Genomic DNA, 19,821 nt, shown 5'->3' with positions numbered 1-19,821 from the left:
CCACAACGAAGGAAGGCCCCCTCCTCGCCAGCACTGCACTGTCCAGCACAACACTCAGAAGGGCAACCTCGTCAGCCATCCTACAAGACCAGCACCCTGGCTCCAGCTCTCCCGGCCTGACCCGGCCAACAGCAGCACGTTCCCCCAAGATGGGCACGCGTAGACTCACAGCAGACAACCATTGGGGGATCTATGGACTCGTTGAAGGCACATGAGTGCGCGATGTGCGGGCGGCAGACGTCGGACCACGACAGGGACGTCCGCTTTCGGCTACCCGATCCGGTCCTGGACAGCCCGGAGCAGCACCACGCCGAAGGAAGCTGGCTGAGCGACCCGGACCCAAACCTCGCCACGCTCATGCAGATCCCGAACGTCAGCCCGTTCGTCCGGGCGCTGCTTCCGGTCCGGCTGGAGGGAGGGCACGAACTTCGGTTCGGCGTCTGGATCGCTATCCACCCCGACGACATCCAGCGCGCCTGCGCCGTCTGGAACTCTCCTGAGTACAGCGACCTGAAACTCACGGGCTACCTGGCCAACAGGCTTGAGCCGTGGGGCCTTTTCGCCGTCCCGGTAGACCTCGCCGTCCGGAACCCGGATCACACGCCCTACTGCGTGAGCAGCCCTGACGAAGTGCTGAACGATGTCCTCACCAAAGAGTGGCCGCACAGCGTCTCAGCTCACTACCCTGACCAGAGCCCCAGGGTCGAGGAGCGGAAACATGACAGGAAGCCCACTGCCAGGCACAACCGCCGTCGAGCATTTCGGTGAGCTGGTGCGGCCGGGGAAGTACGGGCACCGCCTGACCCGTGAGATGTACGCGCTGGTGAACAAGAAGTCATCGACCCGGATTCCCGAGCACATGCTCACGGACGAGATGCGGGCTTTCCTGGCCCCGCATTACGAAGACGCTGAGATGACAATCCACACCGACGAGTTCTGCCGGCGCCACCGGCAAATGGCCTTGGAGAACTTCGACCTGAATATGGCCTTCTTCGCGCAGATCCCCCAGGAGTCCTTCGACGAGGCCCTGGCGGAGATGCGCAGGAAAAACAAGCGCCTTCGGCCGGTAACCGACCTGAAGTCCCTGGACGGAGACTGGGGCGTCTACGTGCTGGTGCTTGACGAGTACCGCCAGGCCTACATCGGCCAGTCCGCGTGGGATATGCGCAAGCGGATCAAGGCACACTGGACCGGCACCAAGCAGTTTGACCGGCTGCTGTGGGGCGGTGTCGAGGAGTCAGTGATGTCGATCGACTCGTTCCGCGCCCTGGACACGACCCGGATCTTCGCCTCGCGGACCATCAACTACGACACCTTGGAAGCCCGGCTCGTGCGGACGTTCCCGCCCGACTATCTGCTAAACCGGATCCACGGCGGCGCCGTGACTGGCCTGCGGGGGATGTGCATTTCGGCGGAGATGAAACGGCGGCAGCTCCCCTGAGGCATAGCCGAGAGCTGATCTCTGATTCTCCACGGAATCGGCAGGATGTTTCCGAAACGCTCAGGTTTGCTGGTTCGAGGGCCGGTAAGACCCCCGATTCGGAACGATATTGCCGGCACCTGCCCGGGAGGACTATGTCCGAAGTCAGCGGCAAACCAGTGGAACGTCTTCGGGAGACCCGTTGCCGACATATCCCCTGCCGCCAGGCTGGCTTTCGCACCATTCCTCGGCAACTGCTCCCCCGAATGACATCGCGGCCGGGAAGGATGCGGCGACAACCAGTACCAGGGCAGTCAAAAACCACAGCCAGCGCAGGCGCCTCGTCGCACTCTTTCCTATCCGGAGGTACGCCAGGACTGACAAACCGCTGCCTGCCGCCACGAGAACAACGAGCCACCCGTTACGAGTTGAAGCACCCGGAGAAAGCCCCGACAAGCCAGCGAGAACGACCCAAAGCAGAATGCCAGGAGCCAGGATCACCAGCGCTCCTACATAGACTGCCCTGAAGCCTGCCCCCGCAGACCGTGCCTGACCATCCAATGCACCGGTCACTTGTACTCCTCCGGGTTGAGCGACAACATCTTTGCCCCGCAGGTGAGCTTAAGCTCCTCCCCGAGGGTGCTCAGCTGGCAGCCCTGGTCCTCGACTCGGGGCCAGCCCGAGAGTTCCGGCGCCCCGCGGCTGAACTTGTAAGTGAAGTCGTCGTGTTCCGTGTAGATGTCGACACGGTCGCCATCGAAGTCGTCCTGCGCAATGAGAACAGACTTGCCGTCCGGGGCCACCACCTTTACGTAGTCGCCAAAGCCAACGGCAAGCAAAACCGCGAAGAAGAACATGAGACCAAGGAAGGGCGCCGCCGCAGCGGCCGCCAGAGTCGACGTCCAGCCGACAGTTCGTCGTAGCCATTTTCGCCGGATTCGGCGGATCAGCGCCGGGATGAGAAGCAACATGCCGGCGGCGCCGGCGAGGAATGCACAGACCAGGAGCGAATAGGTGATGGACCTCCCAGGTACGCCGACGTAAAGGAGAAGGTGCCGGCTCGCCGCAGCACGGTGCGCCTCGTTGACCGCATGTCCGCACGATGAGGCTAGTACGGCAACGGCGATGAGGGCGGCGCCCCAGATCTCCCGCCGCCTCATATACTGTCGGGCCGAGTAGGTTCACGGATCTCCGCTCCGCCCGGGGCATCCTCTATGCACTCCTGCGGCTGCCCCGCGTCCCCCAACGTCATGGCTCCAGCCTATCGTCGCTAATGCTGGCTCGTGTCCTCCCCCGAGTCCCAGTCCTTTCTCCGGCAGGCTAATAAGCTTTCGACTCCATTCAGAAGTGATGATGCCGTTCTACGGAGTCAGCGGTCAGATGACCGCAGGTCCTCAATGGCGAGGACGCCCCGCCCCCTGTGTCTTTGACGTTCGGGCCGAATCAAGTTGGGCCCGGATTGATGGTCAGTAGTCAGGCCAATGGTCCCGGTTGTACCCGGCCGAAACCTCGTGGCGTACAGGACGCTCACAGCCTCCGGAGAAGAACCCCTGGTCCTGGGGCGTTGCCTCCTCGGACGCCGTTCCGCCTGACTGAATTTGAGCATCACTCATTGGCTCCCCCTGCCATTGTTCGGCTCCAGATTGGCTGCCGTATCCCCGACGCAGTTTACTGCGGGGTCAGTGTGAGGAGAAGGGGCATGAGCGAACATGATCAGCCCTCGACCGTGCCTCGTGTACGGCTTTGCGTGCCCTCGCCTCCGACTTCTGTTCCGCCTGTTGATTTTCAGTCGCGGCCAGCTGCAACACCTTTTCTTCTCAGAGGCAGCATGAGTCTTCCGGCGCCGCAGCCATGCGCTCAGTCGAAGCGCACGGCGTCCCACTCAAGGATTCGTGGAACGGCGAGGCCCTCAAGAACAAACGGGTCACTGGCGATAAAGCGCTCAGCATCTTCGCGCGATTTGAAGATCCCCATCGATGCACCGGCCGGATCCGCTGTCTGGAACGGGCCGAGTGCGAGGAGCCCGCCGCCGCCGGCACGGAAGGCTTCAAAATAGGCCTCATGACGGGGATACGTCTCAAGAACGCGTGAGCGATCGATGCCCTCGCTGAGGCTATACATCACGACGAATTCCATGTGCCCGCTCCTACCCGCCGCTCTACCTGACAATGCCGAGACTGTAGCAGTTGAAGCACAGCTACTCTATGGCTATGGCAACGGGGGCAGGCAAAGACGGCAGTAGGTTCGGGTGGCAGTCCTGGCCGGCGGATTCACTCGAGGGAATGCCGCCGAAACGAAGGCGGCTCGCTGTCTGGGCGTTGTTCTGGGTCATACTGTTGGGCTCCGTCGTGGGGTACGGACTGGAGGGGCTTGGAGTTGCTGAACCGTGGCGTTCACTCCTGGTCGTCGCAGTCATGGCCGCGATCTTCGCCCCCCTTATCCGGGCAGTTGTGCTCGAAACGCGCCAGCTCCGCGCCGAAGGCGTCGAACTGCCTTCGGTCCAAGTCACCCGCAAAGTACTGATCGTCACGGGCGCCCTGTGCGCGGTTACCTGGATCGTTTACGCCGTCGGGGCGATCAACGGCCAGCCCGGTTCGCTTGTACTTCCGATCGCCTGCAGCATCTGGCTCGTCTTTCTGGTCCGGCGGTGGAGAACGGGACCGTGAATGGGGATATAGCCTTCGGCGACCTCGAAGTGAAGATCAGGGGGCTTGCCGTCCGCCTAACCGGAGCCGGTGAGTCAGCGTGATTCGATGAAGCCATGACTACCGTTCCTCCAGCAGCCGTCACCCAGGATCTGGACAGAATCTCCAACGCTCTGGACACGACCATCCCGGCCAGGAGCGACACTAATCTGCTCGTGGCGACCTGGAACGTACGGGCCTTTGGGGACCTGACGGCCAAGTGGGCGGCTGGGCCAAGGGATTCGCCCAAACGGGACTGGCATGCCGTGGCGTGCATCGCCGAGGTCATCTCCCGCTTCGACGTCATCGCCCTGCAGGAGGCACGGCGCAGCACCAAGGCGCTCCGGTTCCTGCTCGAACGGCTCGGCCCTGCCTGGCGGGTCATCGCCTCCGACGTAGCCGAGGGTTCCGCCGGCAACGGGGAACGGCTCGCCTTCCTCTACGACAGCGACCGGGTGCAGCCCTCCGGCCTGGTCGGAGAGATCGTGCTGCCGCCAATCGGGGACGACCCGGCCCGGCAGTTTGCCCGCACACCCTACTTCGCCGGGTTCAGCAGAGCCGGCACAGAATTCACCTTGGCCTCGGTGCACGTCCTCTGGGGCAAGAACGCCACGGAGCGGCTCCCGGAGGTCACCGCCTTCGCCCAGTGGATGAGGAACTGGGCGGACCGGCCCAACGATTGGAACCACAACCTGATGGTCCTGGGCGACTTCAACCTGGACCGCATCGGCGACCCGCTCTACGAGGCCTTCGTCGCCACCGGCCTCTGGCCGCCGACGGAACTGAACACGGTGCCGCGGACCATCTTTGACGACAGCGGAGCCAATCACTTCTATGACCAGATTGCTTGGTTCTCCGAACCGGACAGCACACCCCTCCTGGACGGCATCGCCTACAACCAGCGGGCCGGCTCCTTCGACTTCATTCCCCACGTCATGACCGGGCTGACGAAAAATGAGATCTCCTGGCTGATCTCGGATCACTACCCGCTCTGGTGCGAGTTCCGGCTGGCGGCCGACTAGCAGTGGCCTGCCCGGAAAGGGGGTAATCGAAACCGCCTGCCCCCCACCGTCCCATCACCTCGAGGACATCGAAGACCGTGCGGAGCAGCGCCAGGGCAAGGTGTATATGTCAACGTGATTCAAGACCACCAAGACGGCTTGACAGAGGGCCACCCTGAATCCATGGTGAGCACCGCCCAACGAAGGAGCCTAGCCCCAAGAGCAACGGTCATGCCGGCTGCTTCAGCCGTCTTCCCGTTCTCGGCCGGGGTCCCGTTTTGCGCCCCTTCAGCGGACAGCCCACCGGCTCGGACCTACGGAATGCCTGTGACCTTCGACTCTCTATTTGGCGGCGTTCTGTGACCGCTAAGTGGCCCGCAGAGCCTCGGAGCGAGGGCTTGGCCTAATCCTTCCGTCTCGTGTCACTAATGTTTTGAGACGGAAAGGTTTCGAGACACCGAGTTGGATGGAGGGATCTGGAACAGACAACAGCCGGTCCCACCCTCCGGCTTCCCGCGCGGGGAGCAAGAGGGTGGGACCGGCTGTTTGGGTCTTACCTCTTACCCCTTGCGGCAGCGGACCTCAGCGGGTACGTGTTCTGTCGTTCGCTTCACCGGCGAAAGTCGGTGAAGTTTTTCCGATGGTGTCCAGATCGAGGTCCTTTGACTCCTTGGCTGCGGCGACCGCGGCGACCGCGATGAGGGTTGTCAGGACGATGATGGCGACCAGCGGCCAGGTGCCGCCGGACCAGAGGACGAGGGCGCTGGCGATGACCGGGGTGAACCCGGCCAGGAGGATGGCTGCGGTCTGGTACCCGACGGAGATGCCTGTGTAGCGGACTTCGGTGGGAAACAGCTCGCAGTAGAAGGCCGGAAGCACGGAGTAGACGGCGGCGTGGCCCAGGGTGAGGAAGATGGCGACGCCGGCGATGATCGCCAACGGGTTGCCGGTCTGAATCATGGCGAAGATCGGCCAGGCGCTGACGATGATGACGCCGGCGCCGAAGAAGAACGTGTTCTTGCGGCCGATGCGGTCGGAAATGGCGCCGAAGACCGGGATCATGGCGATGTTCAGTGCCGACCCGATCATGACCGCCACCAGGCCGTAACTTGCCGGGAGCTTCAGGGTAGTTGCGACGTAGGAGAGCAGGAAAACGGTGAAGAGGTAGTAGTTTCCTGCTTCGGCGAAACGTGAGAACAGGGCAATGACCAGCGACCTGCGGTGGTCCTTGAACACAACCGGAATCGGCGCCTTTTGCTTTTCCTGTTTCCGTTCAGCTTCGGCTTTGGCGGCGAGAAAGGCTGGGCTCTCGCTGGCGTTGAGGCGGATGTAGAGGCCGACGGCGGCCAGCAGGACGCTGACGAGGAAGGGCAGGCGCCAGCCCCACTCAATGAACTGGTCCCCCGAGATGGCCTGAGAGATGGCTACGGCTCCGGTGCCGAGGAGCAGGCCGCAGGAGACGCCGATCTGGGGCCAGGCGCCGAAGAAGCCGCGTCGGCCGGCCGGTGCGTTTTCGACTGCGATGATCGCCGCGCCTCCCCATTCGCCGCCGACGGCGAAGCCCTGGGTGAGGCGAAGGACGCACAGCAGGACCGGGGCCCAGAAGCCGACGCTCTGATAGGTGGGGAGCAGGCCGATGGCAGCCGTGGAGGCGCTCATGATGAGGAAGGTCAGGATCAGGGTGGACTTGCGTCCGATCCGGTCACCGAGATGGCCGGACACGAAGGCCCCGACGGGACGGGCGAGGAAGCCGACTCCGAAGCTGGCGAGGGCGGCGATCTGGGAGACGCCGGGTTCGGTAGAGGGGAAGAATAGGGTGCCGAAGACGAGGGCGGCGGCGGTGCCGTAGACGGTGTATTCGTACCATTCGATGATCGCGCCGACGGTGCCGGAGATCAGGCTCTTGCGGCGGACCTGGTCAGGGCTCAGGCCGGCGAGGTGTGTTGTGGTCATGCTGGCTCCATTTCAGGATGGCCCGGAGTCCGGGAGATTTTGGGCGGCCGGTCAGGCAGTTGCGTCGATGAGGATCGCGGCGCGGGTGACTTCGCGGGCCAGGGACTTTTCCAGGGCCTCTTCGACGCCGTCCAGACTGAAGGTCGCGTCGATCATGGCATCGAAGGGGTACTTGTCCTGGTGCTCGGCGAGGAAAGCCAGGGACTTGTAGAGGTAGCGGCCTTCGTAGCGGTCCACGTGCTTGATGGTGAGGGCCTTGCGGGTGACGTAGCCGGGGTCGAACGGGACCGTCCTGCCTGGAGAAAGGTTGCCCATGACCAGGTAGCGCCCCCCACGACGGATCTGGCGCAGCCCTTCGGCGAAGGCGTCCGGGACCCCGGTCAGTTCGATGGCGACGTCGGGGCCTTGGCCTTCTGTGAGCTGCTGGACGGCGGTGATGCGTTCCTCGAGGTCCGGGATTTCTGCCATGTTGATGGTGTGGTCGGCTCCGAAGCGCTGGGCTTGTTCGAGCCGGGATCCGGAGGGGTCGATGACGATCACGGTCGCGCCGCGTTCCTTGCCGACGGCGACGGCGTTCAGGCCCAGTCCGCCGGCTCCCTGGATGAGGAGGGTTTCGCCGTACTGCAGGCCGATCTGGTCAATGCCGAAGGTGACCTGGGAGAGGGCGCAGTTGGCGCTGGCGGCGACGGAGTCGGGGATTTCGTCGGGGACTTTGTAGACGTGCTGGCGTGGGTGGATGTAGTAGTGCGTGCCGAAGGCTGCGTGGAAATGGGGTGCTTCGGTGGGCTGTTTGCCGAAGAATTCGTAAGCGTTGTCGCAGAGGTTTGGCTGACCGCCCAGGCACCGGGCGCAGCGGTCGCAGGTCTGGAAGTACGTGGCGACGATACGGTCTCCGGTGTTCAGTGGCTGGCCGGCATTGTCGGTGGGGCGGCCTTCGCCGATGGCGGCAACGGTGCCGACCATTTCGTGGCCGAGGCCTCCGCTTTTCTTGACCGGGTGTTTGCCGTTCCAGATGTGCAGTTCAGAGCCGCAGACATTAGCCCGGGTCACTTTCATCAGGATCGCCCCGGGTTCAGGTGCGGGGAGCGGGTACTCGGCGTAGTCGAGTTCCCGGGGGCTGGTCATGACGGCAACGCGGCCGTACGCGGTATCAGGCATTGAGCATCCGTTTCGTTGGACGGCAGCTGCCGGGGGCTCGTGAGCGCCCCGGCAACTGCCTGGTCGTGGTTCTTAGTGGGCTGTCTCGTCGGCCGGGGCTCCCCCGGCGACCGCCGGGACATGGACGGGGTCCGCGACGTGCTGGTGCTTGCGGGAGAACAGGACCGCGACGCCGGACAGGACGCACGGAATGGCTCCGAAGAGGAACGCTGCGGTGGCCCAGTTGCCGCCGCCGGAGAGCAGGGTGGCGGCCAGGGCGCTGGAGAGGATCGCGCCGATGGGGCCGACGGCGGCGACGAACGTTGCTCCGCGTCCGCGGATGCGGGTGTCGTAGCTTTCACCGACGAAGAACAGCACGCAGGAGTACGGTCCGATGAGGAAGAACGTTCCGAGGCTGTAGAGGGCGACCACGGTCCAGAAGTCGCTGGGGCCGAAGATCATGGCGGTGAAGACGATGCCGCCGGTGATCCAGCCGAAGGCGATGACGTTGCGCCTGCCGAACTTGTCGCCGAGGAAGCCGTGGGTGAGGTAACCAAGGTAGGCGATCAGGTTGGACATCAGGAGAATGGCCAGGGAGTTGGTGAAGGAGACGTTGTGGACGCTTACCAGGACGGTGGTGCCGAGCACGCTGAAGACCTGAACGGGAAAGTAGTTCAGAATGTGGCCCAACCCCAGGGCCAGGGTGGTGCGCAGGCTCCGGCCGCGGAAGACGTCAGCGAGGGTGCTGCGGGTTTCGTGCTCCTCGATCCCGAGTGCGGCGGAGAGGTTTTCCGCGTCGGCCTTGTTGCCGGCCTTTTGGAGGCGGCGGATTTTCTGGATGGATTCGAACTGCGGGGATTCACGCAGTTTGCGGGCCAGGGCCGCGACGATCAGGGAGGGGATGGCTGCGAAGACGAAGCAGCCGGCCCAGCCGATGACCGGAAGCAGAACGGCGGTCAGTGCCGCGGCGAGAATGGCACCGATCGGCCAGCCACCCTGAACCAGGGAGTAGATGAATCCCTGGCGCTTCTTGATCCGGGGGTCATCGGAGGCGCCGTAGAGCTCGCTGAGGTAGGCGCCGTTGACGCCCTGTTCGGACAGGCCCAAACCGCTGAGGGACCGGATGGCGACCAGGACGGCGACCGGAACGATCCCGCCGAGGGCGGTCAGTGCGGAGGCGATACCTGCTCCTGCGGTGGTGAAGGCGAGCCCGGCTTTACGGCCGAACTTGTCGACGACGGGTCCTGCGATGAGGCCCATGCCGACGGCGCCGACGGACATCCAGGTGACCATGGTGGCCTGTTCGGCTTCGTTCATGCCGAGGTCTTTGCCGAGTTCGGGAAGGAGCGTGCCGAAGAGGATGAAGTCATAGACGGCGAACGCCCATGCCAGGAAGCAAAGGATGGTCGCGAATTTGATCTGCCGGTTGGTGACGTGCGCCGGCCGCCAAGCCGTGGTGTTTGTTGAGGACATGATCCAGCTCCATTGATGGGTACTGATGAATGTGACGGTGATTACACCTGTTTTTGGGTGTGACTGCCTAGGGACTTGGCGGCAGCAGGGCCCTGGAAAGCGGTGGTGCGCCTGGATAGTTGGCGCCATGCGCGGCGGGCCGGTGAGTACCGGCCCGCCGTGGAAGTTGGTCCTAGGCGGACTTACCTTCGATTTCTTCGAGGATCGGCAGGAGGAATTTGCGGAACTCGGTGTAGTTCTCGGTGACCGGGAAGTGGCCGAGCTTGGGCATCTCCCAGAACTTGGAGCCCTTGACCAGATTCGCGGCTTCCTTGGTGTCAGCCGGTGAGGTGTTGGGGTCGTATTCGCCGGTCAGAAAGTACAGCATGCACTTGCTTGTATCGATCGCTGCGGCTTCTTCAGGGCTGACGTTGTGGTCGTAGTAGTAGTAATAGAGGTCGCCGGCGAAGACACCGGGCCCGCCGCACTGGTACTCCCACTGGATCTCCCGCACGTTTTCCTCCGGAGAATACGGCGAGATGTTCAGCAGCATCGCCGCACCTGTCGAGGTGCGGGAGACGTTGGGGTTGTCGAATTCGCGCCGGATCCCGTCCATGCCGACCTCCACGTACTCGGCCGCGGAGCGCAGGGCGCCTTCCACGGAGATCGTCGCGCGGTAGCGGTCGTTGAAGTTGGAGGCCAGGTCGATGGCCAGGTGCCCGCCCATGGAGCTGCCCATATACACGGGACGGTCCAGTTCCAGTGCTTCGGAGAGCGCGTTGGGGAAGGCCATCATGCGGGACTTGGTCATGTTGTATTCGCGGGTCCACCATTTGTCCCCGTGCGGAGGCAGTGACTTGCCGTGGAAGGGCAGGTCGAAGGCGATGACGCGGTAGCGGGAGGTGACCTCTTCGTCGTTGAGCAGGTGCCGGTACTGGCGGCCGTCGGAGCCTGCGGTGTGCCCGACGATCAGGGGGATGCCCTGGCCGGCTTCTTCGTAGTAGACCCGGTATTCGATGTCCTCGACGGTGAGGTAAACGTAGCCACCCTTGATGGGTTCGAACTTTGCCATGGCTTTACGCTCCTTCGCGGTTGAGCTGGCGGAAGATTTGCATGAGCCGGTTCAGGGCCGGCAGGTAGGCGTAGAGCTGGTGGGTGTTGCTCAGCAGCACGCCGTGCTTGGCGGATGAGCTCTGCAGGGATTGGAAGAAGGGCCGCGGATACTCGGCGGTCATGTCCTTCCACTGTTCCTGGGTGCCCTTGATCCAGATCGCCGCGCCCTGGGGGTCGGTGTCGGAGGGTTCGACGGAGAGGAATTTGCCGTCGTCGTAGGCGGCCAGCCAGGCCTTGTCGCCGATGGCGACGTGCAGGTTGCCGGTGTAGTAGCGCATCTCGCGGGTGAACTCGAAGTCCTTGGTCGCGGTCTGCAGCACCTGTGCGAAGTCACGCATGGATTTGCCTTTCATCGTTGAAAGCAGGGGTGGGGGTGGCGAGGTATTCATACATCCTCGTGTGGTCTTCGGCGCCGCGGCCGGCGTCGAGGACGGACTGCCAGATGGCCTCGCAGTCGTGGCTGAAGCGTGCATCAACGCCCAGGGAATCGGCAAGGGCCGTGGCGATCTTGATGTCCTTGGTCATCAGCCCGATCGGGAACCCGGAGCCGAATGTGCCGGAGAGCATGAACTGTGCCACCTTGTTCTCCGAGGTGTTGCTCCGCCCGGAGGAGGCGTTCAGGACCTGGGTGAGGGTTGCCGGGTCAATGCCGAAGCGTTCACCGACGCGCAGGGCTTCGACGGTGGCAGCGATCGAGGCCGCGGAGACCAGGTTGTTCAGGGCCTTGGCCGCGTGTCCGGAGCCGGCGTCGCCGACGTGGATGACGGATTTGCCCAGGACGTCGAAGAGTTCCCTGGCCTGGTCCAGGTCGTGCCAACGGCCTCCGACCATGATGGCGAGCTGGCCGTTTTGGGCGCCGCGGACCCCGCCGGAGACCGGGGCGTCCAGGTAGCGCATGCCCTGCCGTTCGAGCCGGGCGCCCAGGTCTCGGGAGCGGATGGGCTCGGAGGAGGACATGTCGATGAACAGGGTGTTCAATGAGGCGGCCGTGGACACTCCCCCGGTCAGTACGGCTTCGACGATGTCGGAGTTGGGCAGCATCGTGATGATGATGTCGGCATCCTGCCAGGCTTTGGCGTCCGTGGCCGTCCGGGCTGTGGGGTGCTGGTCTTGGAACCGCTGTACTGCGCCCTTGTCGCGGTCGTCCACGATGAGGGTGTGGTTGGCGTCGGCGAGGCGTGCGGCCATGGGGAAGCCCATATTGCCCAGGCCGATGAAGCCGATGGTGCTCATGCTTCGGCCTCCATCTCTTTGAAGACCTCGCGGGCGAGGCGGAAGCTTTCCAGAGCGGCGGGGGCGCCGCAGTAGATGGCGACCTGGAGGAAGACTTCCTTGATCTGTTCCTTGGTGACGCCGTTGCGGACCGCGCCGCGGACGTGGACCTTCAGTTCGTGGGGTCGGTTCAGGGCGCTGATCATGGCCAGGTTGATCAGGCTGCGCTGGACGCGTTCCAGGCCGGGGCGGTTCCAGACGTCGCCCCAGCAGTACTGGGTGACGAGTTCCTGCATCGGCATGGAGAACTCGTCGGCGCCGTCCAGGCTGCGCTGGACGTACGCGTCGCCAAGCACCTCCCGGCGGGTGGCCAGGCCCTTGTCGAACAGTTCCTGGTTGATGGTTGTGGTGCTCATTGCGCTACTCCTTTTGCTGCTTCTTCGGCCGGGTTGAGGGGGGTCTGGTCCCAAACCGCCTGGATGTTGGTGAATTCATGCACGCCCAGGTAAGACAGTTCCCGGCCGAAACCGCTCTTCTTCACCCCGCCGATCGGAATGCGGGGGTCCGAGACGGAGAGGCCGTTGATGAACACACCGCCGGCGTCGATCTTGCGGGCCATGGCGCGGGCCTTGGCACTGTCGCCAGTCCAGATAGCGGCGCTGAGCCCGAACTCTGAGTTGTTGGCCTTGGCCAGGGCGTCCTCTGCGTCTTCGGCAGCAATGACCGTTGCAACCGGGCCGAAGATCTCCTCCTTGAAGGCCGTCATGGCTTCGGTGACGCCGGCCAGGACGGTCGGGGCGTAAAAGGAGCCGGGCCCGGGGATCCGGTGGCCGCCGGTCAGGAGCTCGGCCCCCTCGGCCACGGAGCGCTTGACCTGGTCATCCACGTCCAGCAGGCCTTCTTCCTTGGCCATCGGGCCGACGAAGGTCTCCGGGTCGGTAGGGTCGCCAACTTTGAAGCTTTCGACCCGGCGGGCGAGCTTGGCGGTGAACTGGGCATAGACGGGGCGTTCGACGATGATCCGTTTCGCCGAGATGCACACCTGCCCTGCGTTCACCATCCGCCCGGTGGCCGCAGCGTCAACGGCCTTGTCCAGGTCGGCGTCGGCCAGGACGATGAACGGGTCCGATCCACCAAGTTCCAGGATGACCTTCTTCAGCGCACGGCCGGCCTCCGCAGCCACGCTCTGCCCAGCAACGGTCCCGCCGGTCACGGCCACTCCGGTGATGGCCGGGTCGTGGATGATCGCGGGCACCTGGTGGCGGTCGCAGTTCACGACGGCGAAAGTGCCCTTGGGCAGGCCTGCCTCCTCCCACAGCGACTCCAGCGCCAGGGCGCAGCCCACGACGTTCGACGCGGGCTTAAGGAGGTAGCCGTTGCCACCGAGGATGATGGGGGCGGCGCCCCGGAAGATCTGCCAGACCGGGAAGTTCCATGGCATGATCGCCAGCACCGTGCCGGTGGGCAGGTAGGAGACGTAGGCTTCCGGGCCGATGGTCGTCGCCGTGTCTTCCAGCATGGCCGGCCCGTGTTCGGCGTACCAGTCCAGCAAGTTTGCGCACTTGGTGACCTCTGCCTGGGCCTGCGTGACGGGCTTGCCCATTTCGGCAGTGATCACGCTGGCGAGCTTCGCCGTGTCGCGGCGCAGCAGTTCCGCAAGACGGCGGAAAACCTCGGCCCGTGCGGCCGGGGTGGTGTCGCGCCAGACGGCGAAACCCTCGGCGGCTGTCTGGACAATGCCCGCCACGCCCCGCTCATCCAGATAGGGGTAGGCGGCGACCTCCTCGCCTGTAGCCGGGTTCGTCGACTTCGCGACGGTAACTTCGATGGTGCCCATAATGGTGTTCCTTCAAGTTCGTATGTGATGGGACTAACAACGACTCTAGAAGCCCCCGTCACTTTGATAAATAAGAAGTTTCCGAAGTGTCACTTCTCAAAAACAGAATGGTCGGAGGATGAGTAGACTCTCCCGCTTCCTCCAATGCCCCGCACGGCACCTGAAGGGGCGATGGAGTGGGAACTCGACGCACGACAGTTGAAATCACTCGCGGAGCCTGTCATCATTCTGTAAAGGTGATGTTTCATGAGAATCACTTCACTCACAGAGAATGAGGATGATGGAGATCTCGCAGCTGGAAATCTTTCTTGCCGTGGCGGAGACAGGCAGCATCACCAAAGCCGCCAATAAGCTTCTTCGTGCCCCTTCGAACGTTTCCACACGCATCCAGCAGCTGGAGCGAGAACTTGGGGTCAAGCTCCTTGTCCGGGACAAGCGGCAAAGCTCCCTCTCAGCCGATGGAGAGATATTTCGGGACCATGCCCAAAAGATCATCGACCTGTGCAACGACGCCAAAGCCTTCACAGCCCAGGGCGAACCCCGCGGCAAGTTCCGTCTCGGCGCCCTCGAAAGCACGGCGGCAGTTCGAATACCGCCGATCCTGGCCAGCTTCCATCTCCGTTACCCCGCGGTCGACGTTGAACTCGAAGCAGGCTCCTCGGGAGTGCTGTTCGACCATCTGCTGAACGGGCAACTCACGGCAGCATTCTCTGACGGAAAGCCAGCCGTGCCTTCACTCACCGGCATTAGAGCCTTTGCGGAGGATCTCGTGATCCTCACACCGCAAACGGTCACAGAGATCAATGACGACTTCAAGGCGTCCCACCCAACCGCCTTCATGTTCGGCACCATCTGCTCCTACCGCCAGCGCTTCGAGGACTGGCTCGATTCTCAAGGAATGGTCCCGGGAAGAATCGTCGAAATCTCCTCGTACTACAGCATGCTCGCGTGCGTCGCGGCCGGCGGCGGTATCTGCATGATCCCTAAATCCCTCCTCGAGACGCTGCCTGGAGCAAGCCGAGTCCAGGTGCATGAGATAGAAGGTAGTCTCGGCACGGCGGAAACGTGGCTGATGTGGCGGCGGGACTGCCGGTCCGCAAACCTCAAAGCCTTCATCACCGAACTCAAGGACCACCTCAACACGGCAGAGCAGGCCGCGGCCGCCTAAAGGCGACCACCAAGATCAGCAGCATCCGTACCCCCGAGGGGTGAAAGCCCGCCGTGTTGTGAGCAACGGCAGGGACCGGCTCTTGTTCGTTGACAGGCGGGGGAGACAGTCCTGCTGCCTATCCGGAGGTGGCGAATTCTAGGAGAGCAACGAGCTCGACGCCTTCCCGCTGGTCAAAAGCACGCCGCTGCCCGCCGTCATCAATCACCCAAACGACCGCCGAGTCGGCCGTTTCGGTATCAATCGTCGCCGGGTAACCTTGGTGACCGGGATCGGTTACGACACCTTGTCTTCCACAGACAGAGCGGACCAGTCCCGTACACGACGGTCCTGATACATCGTCACGACCTCGTTTCAGTGAAAGTTACCGACATCGACATTGCGAGGCCATCACACCAGGCTTCGAGCACTGCACCCGCCAGGCACGGATCTGGGTCACGGAACTTCATGCGGCACGTCCTCTGAGGTGTAGGTGGAGACGTGGCGGGAAACCAGCCGGGGAATGACCTGACGGACGCCTACGTCCAAGAAATGTTGGCTCTCCCTGTGCCGATCGAAATCTTCCGCATCGTGGTAGGACTCCAGAATCACTATCTGTGTCGGATCCTCCAGGCCTCGATAAAAGTCGTAGGAAACGTTGCCCGGTTCCCTGCGGGTAGCGGCTGCCATCTGAGATAGGAGACCGAGAACGTCCTCGGTCATTCCCTGCTTGGCGCCATACTTGGCGACTACGTGGAACAAGAAACTCTCCCTTGAGCATGTATGAACAGAAGCGGGTCCCCCGTTCCGGTGACTCCAGAGTATTGGCGCTCCCAGGTTCCTTGTAGACGCACTTTGCCAACATTTACTTCTCTCAAAGAGAACGCTGACCCGATTGGGGGATGGTCGGCACCGGCCCGAAGCTGAATTCGTTAATGAGGACCTTCGAGGGGTCACTGTGCCAGTACGCGCCGTCGTACTCAATAACGACATCGGGGTTGGCGACGGTTGTGCTGATGTCGGCGGACCAGGACTTCCTGGTCTCGAATGCAGGGAGCCGCAGGACTGCTCCGGACCGCGCGCCAGACAAGGCAGCTTCGGCCGCCGCATGATGGGCGAGCTCCACCCTGGACTTACGCACCACTTTGCATTCTGGGCAGCCCGTCCCATTGGAACACACCAAGCACCATCGTTGCACCCGCCGTCGTGGCTTCGAGATCGCGTTCGTTCAACCCGGTAATGGCCTTGCCGATCTGGAAATTGGATTGGCCGGGATGCCTACGGTAGCCAAGGGCACCCCTCGACCAACGCGGCAGCTACCCCACCATGGCCGAAACCCGCACCCGATCCAGCGCCTCAGCCAGCAGGTCGACATCTGCATCCGGGAACAAGCTCTCCGGCCCTGCCGGCGCCGCGTCACTGTAGGGAGACTCGTACAGCGCGCCGATGTCCACGACTCCGTTCTCGGTGAGTTGCTGGACGATCATGTCAACGAAGTGCAGCTGGTTGGCGTTGAGGGTCTTGTCCCCCACGAAGTCCGCCAAGGAATCCAGGGCGGCCTGGCGGTCCATGCCCACCAGCGACCTAACAAACAGCCCTAGCCCCTCGGCTTGTGCGGTGGCCGCTTCAAGTTCCTCGGGTGAACCCGCGCCGCTCTCGATTAGCATGCGCTGAAGTTCATCCAGGTCCGTTTGGGTCAGGGGCAGTCCGCGGCGGAGACGATGGATTGCCATGTGGTCCATGAATCCCTGCAGATACATCCGGGCCTTCTCGCGGTACCGGGCAAGATCAACCGACCCGGTCACGGTACCCTTCAGCTTTCCCTCGAGAATTTCGCCAAGGGTATCTTCGAAGTTCATGTAGACCACCTTCCGGCGTTTCTTCTCAATCAGATGCACCAGACCACGGAGCCGCACTCGGATCAGCTCAAGCCACTGAGGCGAGACCTGGCCCCACTCCTCTCCCTCCAGAACCGCCTGGATCAGGACCATCTGGGCTGCAATAGCGGGGATGTTCGGCTGATCCTGCAGGGCGGACGCAATCTCGACAATTTTCTTGCGGTAAGGCTCGACAGCGGCCGCAGAGTTCAGTGAAGCCAGCTGCGCCTGATACATCAGCAGGTCGAAGCGTTTGGCTTCCTCCGTATCGGCAGCGGAAGCCAGCGTCGCCAAGGGGGCCAGCCTGGTCTGCAGGTCCGTCAGATCCTGCGTGCCAAGTGCTGCCCACGACTCGGCTTTGGTGAACTTCTCCACCCACTGCAGCTGCGGGCGCACCAGGAAATTCTCCCGGGGCAGCCCCGCTACTTGCCCCACCAGGCCGGATTGAAGTGCCGGAACGAAGTCGCCGTCGAGCCCGGCAGTGCGGGCTTCGGCCAGCAGCTGTGTCCGGACGGCGAAGCTGCGATGCGCCAAGGACTGGCCCAAGGACCCTTCCGAACCCGGCAGCTCGGCATTGAAGTATTCAATGTTCTGGCAGACGTCGAAGATGAAGAAGTCCTGTTTGTCCTCACCAGGTCCGTACAGCTCCGGCCTGAGTCGGGTGCCGCGGCCCACCATCTGCCAGAACTTTGTCTTGGAGCGCACCACCTTGAAGAAGAGCAGATTGACCACTTCGGGCACGTCGATGCCGGTGTCCAGCATGTCCACGGACACGGCAATGTGTGGGCTGTCCTCGGTGCGGGCGAAGGCGTCGATCAGAGTGGAGACGTAGTTGACGCTGTGGGTGATGATCTTCGCGAAAGTGCCCCCGTATTGAGGGTAGTTGGTGTTGAACCGTTCGGCGATGAATTCGGCATGCTTTTGGTTCTTGGCGAAGATGATCGTCTTCCCGAGCCGGTCTCCCCCGGCGACCTTGTGCCCGCGGGTCATCAGCACCTCGAGTGCCTTGTCCACGGTGTTGGCGTTGAACAGCCAGGTGTTCAGAATCGCCGGATCCACAGAGTCGGGGATCTCACCGTCCTCATCCCATTCAGCGGCGTCCCACTCCTCCTTTTCCTCCTCGGAGAGTTCCTCGTAGCGGATTCCTTCGACCGGGAACTTCAGCGAGATGGACACAGTCCGGGGCGGTACGAGGTAGCCGTCGGAGATGGCCTGCGTGAGCTCGTAGGCGAACGTGGGGACGTGATCCTCGATGTCGAACAGAGAGTAGGTGTTGCGGTCCACTTCGGACTGCGGCGTGGCGGTCAGACCCACCAGGTAGGCATCAAAGTACTCAAAGATGGCCCGGTACTTCTGGTACACGGACCGGTGGGCCTCATCGACGATGATCAGGTCGTAGTGGCCGATCCCGAACCGCTGCTTCAGGACCGTGCCGTCGTCTGTCCGTTCGTTGATCAGGTTCATCATCGTCGGATAGGTGGCGATGTGGATGCGGCTGTCCGCTTGCACATCGCGGCCCAGCACCACCGGGGACGATCCGGGGAGATTGGTTTTGAAGGCGCGGGCGGCCTGATCAACCAAGGCGACGCGGTCGGCCAGGAACAGGACGCGTTTGACCCAGTTCGCCTGCATCAGCAGGCTGGAGAGCGCGACGACGGTGCGCGTCTTTCCGGAGCCGGTCGCCATCACGAGCAGCGCCTTGCGTTCCTTGTCCGTTTCCAGGGCGTCGGTGACGGCCCGGATGGCCGCCTGCTGGTAGCTGCGGCCTGCGATCTCAGTATTGATGGCCGCCGTGGGCAGGGGTTTTCGGGTGGTGCGGCGGTCCACCATCAGCTGGAGCTGGTCCCGGGTGTGGAAGCCCTGGACTGGGCGCGGAGGATAGCCGGAGGCGTCGTCCCAGATCCAATGCTCGTAGCCGTTGCTGTAGTAAATAACCGGGCGCTGGCCCTTCTCCGCCTCCAGCGCGTCGGCGTAGAGTTTGGCCTGCTGCTGCCCCTCGTAGGGGGACTTGGCTGACCGCTTGGCTTCGACGACGGCGAGTGGCTTGCCGTCGGATCCCCACAAGACGTAGTCCACGAACCCAGTTCCGGTGGTGGGGCCGGCGTGGGTGGGCATGTGGTGGACTTCGAATTCTCGGTCCTCGGCCTTGTCCAGGGACCATCCTGCTTCGCCCAGGTACAGGTCGATGTAGACCCGGGTTTCGGCCTCGGTGTAGTCGTGGCTGTCTGGGAGCTTCTTGTTTTCTTCCTTCGCCCGGGCGATCTCCGCACGCAGCGCTGCGAGCTGGGACTGCAGTTGCTCGTTGTCCTGCTTCTGGGCGGTCAGCGCCGCATCCTTGGTAGCCAGTTCTTGTGCGAGTTTCGCAGTCTGGTCAGCAGTGCGGGGCTTCACCGAGGGTGCCGGAACGCCTGCTCTCAGCTGCGGGCTGAGGAACTCACTTTTGAACGCTAGCGTAGAGGCCGGGCGGTTGGCGGGATCACGGGTGTAGCGGAGCGCCAGCCAGATGCAGACATGGAAGAGTTCCCGAATGGTCTGTTCAGAATGCTGGACCGTGATGGAAGTGTTGGTGTGGATGGCGCTGTTCGCCACTCTACGGATCAGGTGGAACTTGCTTACGATCGTCTCGCCCGCGAGCCGCTTGAACGTCGGCTCCGACATCAAGGCGTTGAGGTCGCCTCTGTACGGCAACGCAAGCGAGGCGTCGGCGTCATACAGCCAGGCCAGCAGCGTTTCGATTGTCCGCCGGGCGTAGAGCAGCGAAGACCGCGGGTCCCGCCGCGCATACAGCTCGGCCAGCCGCGCCTCTTTCGCGATACCCGGCCATTCCGCTTGCAGTACAGCGAAATTGCTGTTCACATCCCCCAATGCCACTCCCTTGTTGCTCCTCTACGTGGAGCCTAGTTGATGCAGCCAGCCGCTTCGCATGGCAACATCCGTTCCAGCGGAATTTCGCCTATTAGGCCTAACGGCGGGCGGGTCCAGCAGGAA

19 protein-coding genes are annotated in these 19,821 nt (G+C 63.1%); 5 read left to right on the top strand and 14 right to left on the bottom strand.

The genetic code is table 11. The features are described 5' to 3' along the window. The first annotated feature begins 192 nt into the window (after window positions 1–192). Window positions 193–768, top strand: a complete 576-nt coding sequence (locus AC5RUM_RS07705; RefSeq protein WP_494034382.1) for a DUF2199 domain-containing protein — start codon at window positions 193–195, stop codon at window positions 766–768. Beyond that, window positions 719–1,441: a GIY-YIG nuclease family protein gene (locus tag AC5RUM_RS07700; protein ID WP_494034381.1), complete on the top strand. Its 723-nt coding sequence runs from the start codon at window positions 719–721 to the stop codon at window positions 1,439–1,441. The genes AC5RUM_RS07705 and AC5RUM_RS07700 overlap by 50 nt, the downstream gene beginning before the upstream one ends. A gap of 548 nt (window positions 1,442–1,989) precedes the next feature. Here the strand turns inward: AC5RUM_RS07700 and AC5RUM_RS07695 are convergent. From AC5RUM_RS07695 to AC5RUM_RS07685, 3 genes are all read right to left on the bottom strand, one after another. Beyond that, the gene (locus AC5RUM_RS07695; RefSeq protein ID WP_494034380.1) at window positions 1,990–2,580 is read right to left on the bottom strand and encodes a hypothetical protein; all 591 of its coding nucleotides are present in this window, start codon (window positions 2,578–2,580) and stop codon (window positions 1,990–1,992) included. Between the two features lie 306 nt (window positions 2,581–2,886). Then, window positions 2,887–3,033, bottom strand: coding sequence for a hypothetical protein (locus AC5RUM_RS07690; protein WP_494034379.1), 147 nt, complete (start codon window positions 3,031–3,033; stop codon window positions 2,887–2,889). A 244-nt stretch (window positions 3,034–3,277) separates the two neighbouring features. Next, window positions 3,278–3,556: a YciI family protein gene (locus tag AC5RUM_RS07685; RefSeq protein WP_494034378.1), complete on the bottom strand. Its 279-nt coding sequence runs from the start codon at window positions 3,554–3,556 to the stop codon at window positions 3,278–3,280. Window positions 3,557–3,630: 74 nt separating this feature from the next. Here AC5RUM_RS07685 and AC5RUM_RS07680 point away from each other — a divergent pair, with 74 nt between their 5' ends. Further along, on the top strand, window positions 3,631–4,086 hold the full coding sequence (locus AC5RUM_RS07680) for a hypothetical protein (RefSeq protein ID WP_494034377.1): 456 nt from the start codon (window positions 3,631–3,633) through the stop codon (window positions 4,084–4,086). 95 nt (window positions 4,087–4,181) lie between these two features. Beyond that, a complete protein-coding gene (locus AC5RUM_RS07675) occupies window positions 4,182–5,126 on the top strand; it encodes an endonuclease/exonuclease/phosphatase family protein (RefSeq protein ID WP_494034376.1) in 945 nt (314 codons plus the stop codon). 561 nt (window positions 5,127–5,687) lie between these two features. On the opposite strand, the gene AC5RUM_RS07670 is transcribed toward AC5RUM_RS07675, so the two are convergent. From AC5RUM_RS07670 to AC5RUM_RS07635, 8 genes are all read right to left on the bottom strand, one after another. Next, complete coding sequence (locus AC5RUM_RS07670) at window positions 5,688–7,058, bottom strand: MFS transporter (protein ID WP_494034375.1); 1,371 nt, start codon at window positions 7,056–7,058, stop codon at window positions 5,688–5,690. A gap of 51 nt (window positions 7,059–7,109) precedes the next feature. Continuing rightward, window positions 7,110–8,216: a zinc-binding dehydrogenase gene (locus AC5RUM_RS07665; protein ID WP_494034374.1), complete on the bottom strand. Its 1,107-nt coding sequence runs from the start codon at window positions 8,214–8,216 to the stop codon at window positions 7,110–7,112. 72 nt (window positions 8,217–8,288) lie between these two features. Beyond that, window positions 8,289–9,668: an MFS transporter gene (locus AC5RUM_RS07660; RefSeq protein ID WP_494034373.1), complete on the bottom strand. Its 1,380-nt coding sequence runs from the start codon at window positions 9,666–9,668 to the stop codon at window positions 8,289–8,291. 172 nt (window positions 9,669–9,840) lie between these two features. Continuing rightward, complete coding sequence (locus tag AC5RUM_RS07655) at window positions 9,841–10,719, bottom strand: alpha/beta fold hydrolase (protein ID WP_400479992.1); 879 nt, start codon at window positions 10,717–10,719, stop codon at window positions 9,841–9,843. A 4-nt stretch (window positions 10,720–10,723) separates the two neighbouring features. Beyond that, window positions 10,724–11,098 carry a hypothetical protein gene (locus AC5RUM_RS07650; RefSeq protein ID WP_494034372.1) on the bottom strand — a complete coding sequence of 125 codons (375 nt, stop codon included), beginning with the start codon at window positions 11,096–11,098 and terminating at the stop codon, window positions 10,724–10,726. Next, the gene (locus AC5RUM_RS07645; protein ID WP_494034371.1) at window positions 11,091–11,993 is read right to left on the bottom strand and encodes an NAD(P)-dependent oxidoreductase; all 903 of its coding nucleotides are present in this window, start codon (window positions 11,991–11,993) and stop codon (window positions 11,091–11,093) included. The genes AC5RUM_RS07650 and AC5RUM_RS07645 overlap by 8 nt, the downstream gene beginning before the upstream one ends. Further along, on the bottom strand, window positions 11,990–12,388 hold the full coding sequence (pcaC, locus tag AC5RUM_RS07640; RefSeq protein ID WP_494034370.1) for a 4-carboxymuconolactone decarboxylase: 399 nt from the start codon (window positions 12,386–12,388) through the stop codon (window positions 11,990–11,992). Before pcaC ends, AC5RUM_RS07645 begins: the two co-directional genes overlap by 4 nt. Further along, complete coding sequence (locus AC5RUM_RS07635; RefSeq protein ID WP_494034369.1) at window positions 12,385–13,809, bottom strand: NAD-dependent succinate-semialdehyde dehydrogenase; 1,425 nt, start codon at window positions 13,807–13,809, stop codon at window positions 12,385–12,387. Before AC5RUM_RS07635 ends, pcaC begins: the two co-directional genes overlap by 4 nt. 280 nt (window positions 13,810–14,089) lie before the next feature. Between AC5RUM_RS07635 and AC5RUM_RS07630 the strand changes: the two genes are divergently transcribed. Beyond that, window positions 14,090–14,977: a LysR family transcriptional regulator gene (locus AC5RUM_RS07630; protein WP_494034368.1), complete on the top strand. Its 888-nt coding sequence runs from the start codon at window positions 14,090–14,092 to the stop codon at window positions 14,975–14,977. 435 nt (window positions 14,978–15,412) lie between these two features. On the opposite strand, the gene AC5RUM_RS07625 is transcribed toward AC5RUM_RS07630, so the two are convergent. From AC5RUM_RS07625 to AC5RUM_RS07615, 3 genes are all read right to left on the bottom strand, one after another. Then, window positions 15,413–15,718, bottom strand: coding sequence for a putative quinol monooxygenase (locus tag AC5RUM_RS07625; protein WP_494034367.1), 306 nt, complete (start codon window positions 15,716–15,718; stop codon window positions 15,413–15,415). 112 nt (window positions 15,719–15,830) lie between these two features. Next, window positions 15,831–16,097, bottom strand: a complete 267-nt coding sequence (locus AC5RUM_RS07620) for a hypothetical protein (RefSeq protein ID WP_494034366.1) — start codon at window positions 16,095–16,097, stop codon at window positions 15,831–15,833. A 175-nt stretch (window positions 16,098–16,272) separates the two neighbouring features. Beyond that, window positions 16,273–19,704 carry a DEAD/DEAH box helicase family protein gene (locus tag AC5RUM_RS07615; protein WP_494034365.1) on the bottom strand — a complete coding sequence of 1,144 codons (3,432 nt, stop codon included), beginning with the start codon at window positions 19,702–19,704 and terminating at the stop codon, window positions 16,273–16,275. Window positions 19,705–19,821: the final 117 nt, after the last annotated feature.

This window comes from Arthrobacter sp. B2060 (assembly GCF_059090445.1).
The sequence above is the reverse complement of the archived record's forward strand: the minus strand, read 5'-3'. Positions and strand labels throughout refer to the sequence as shown.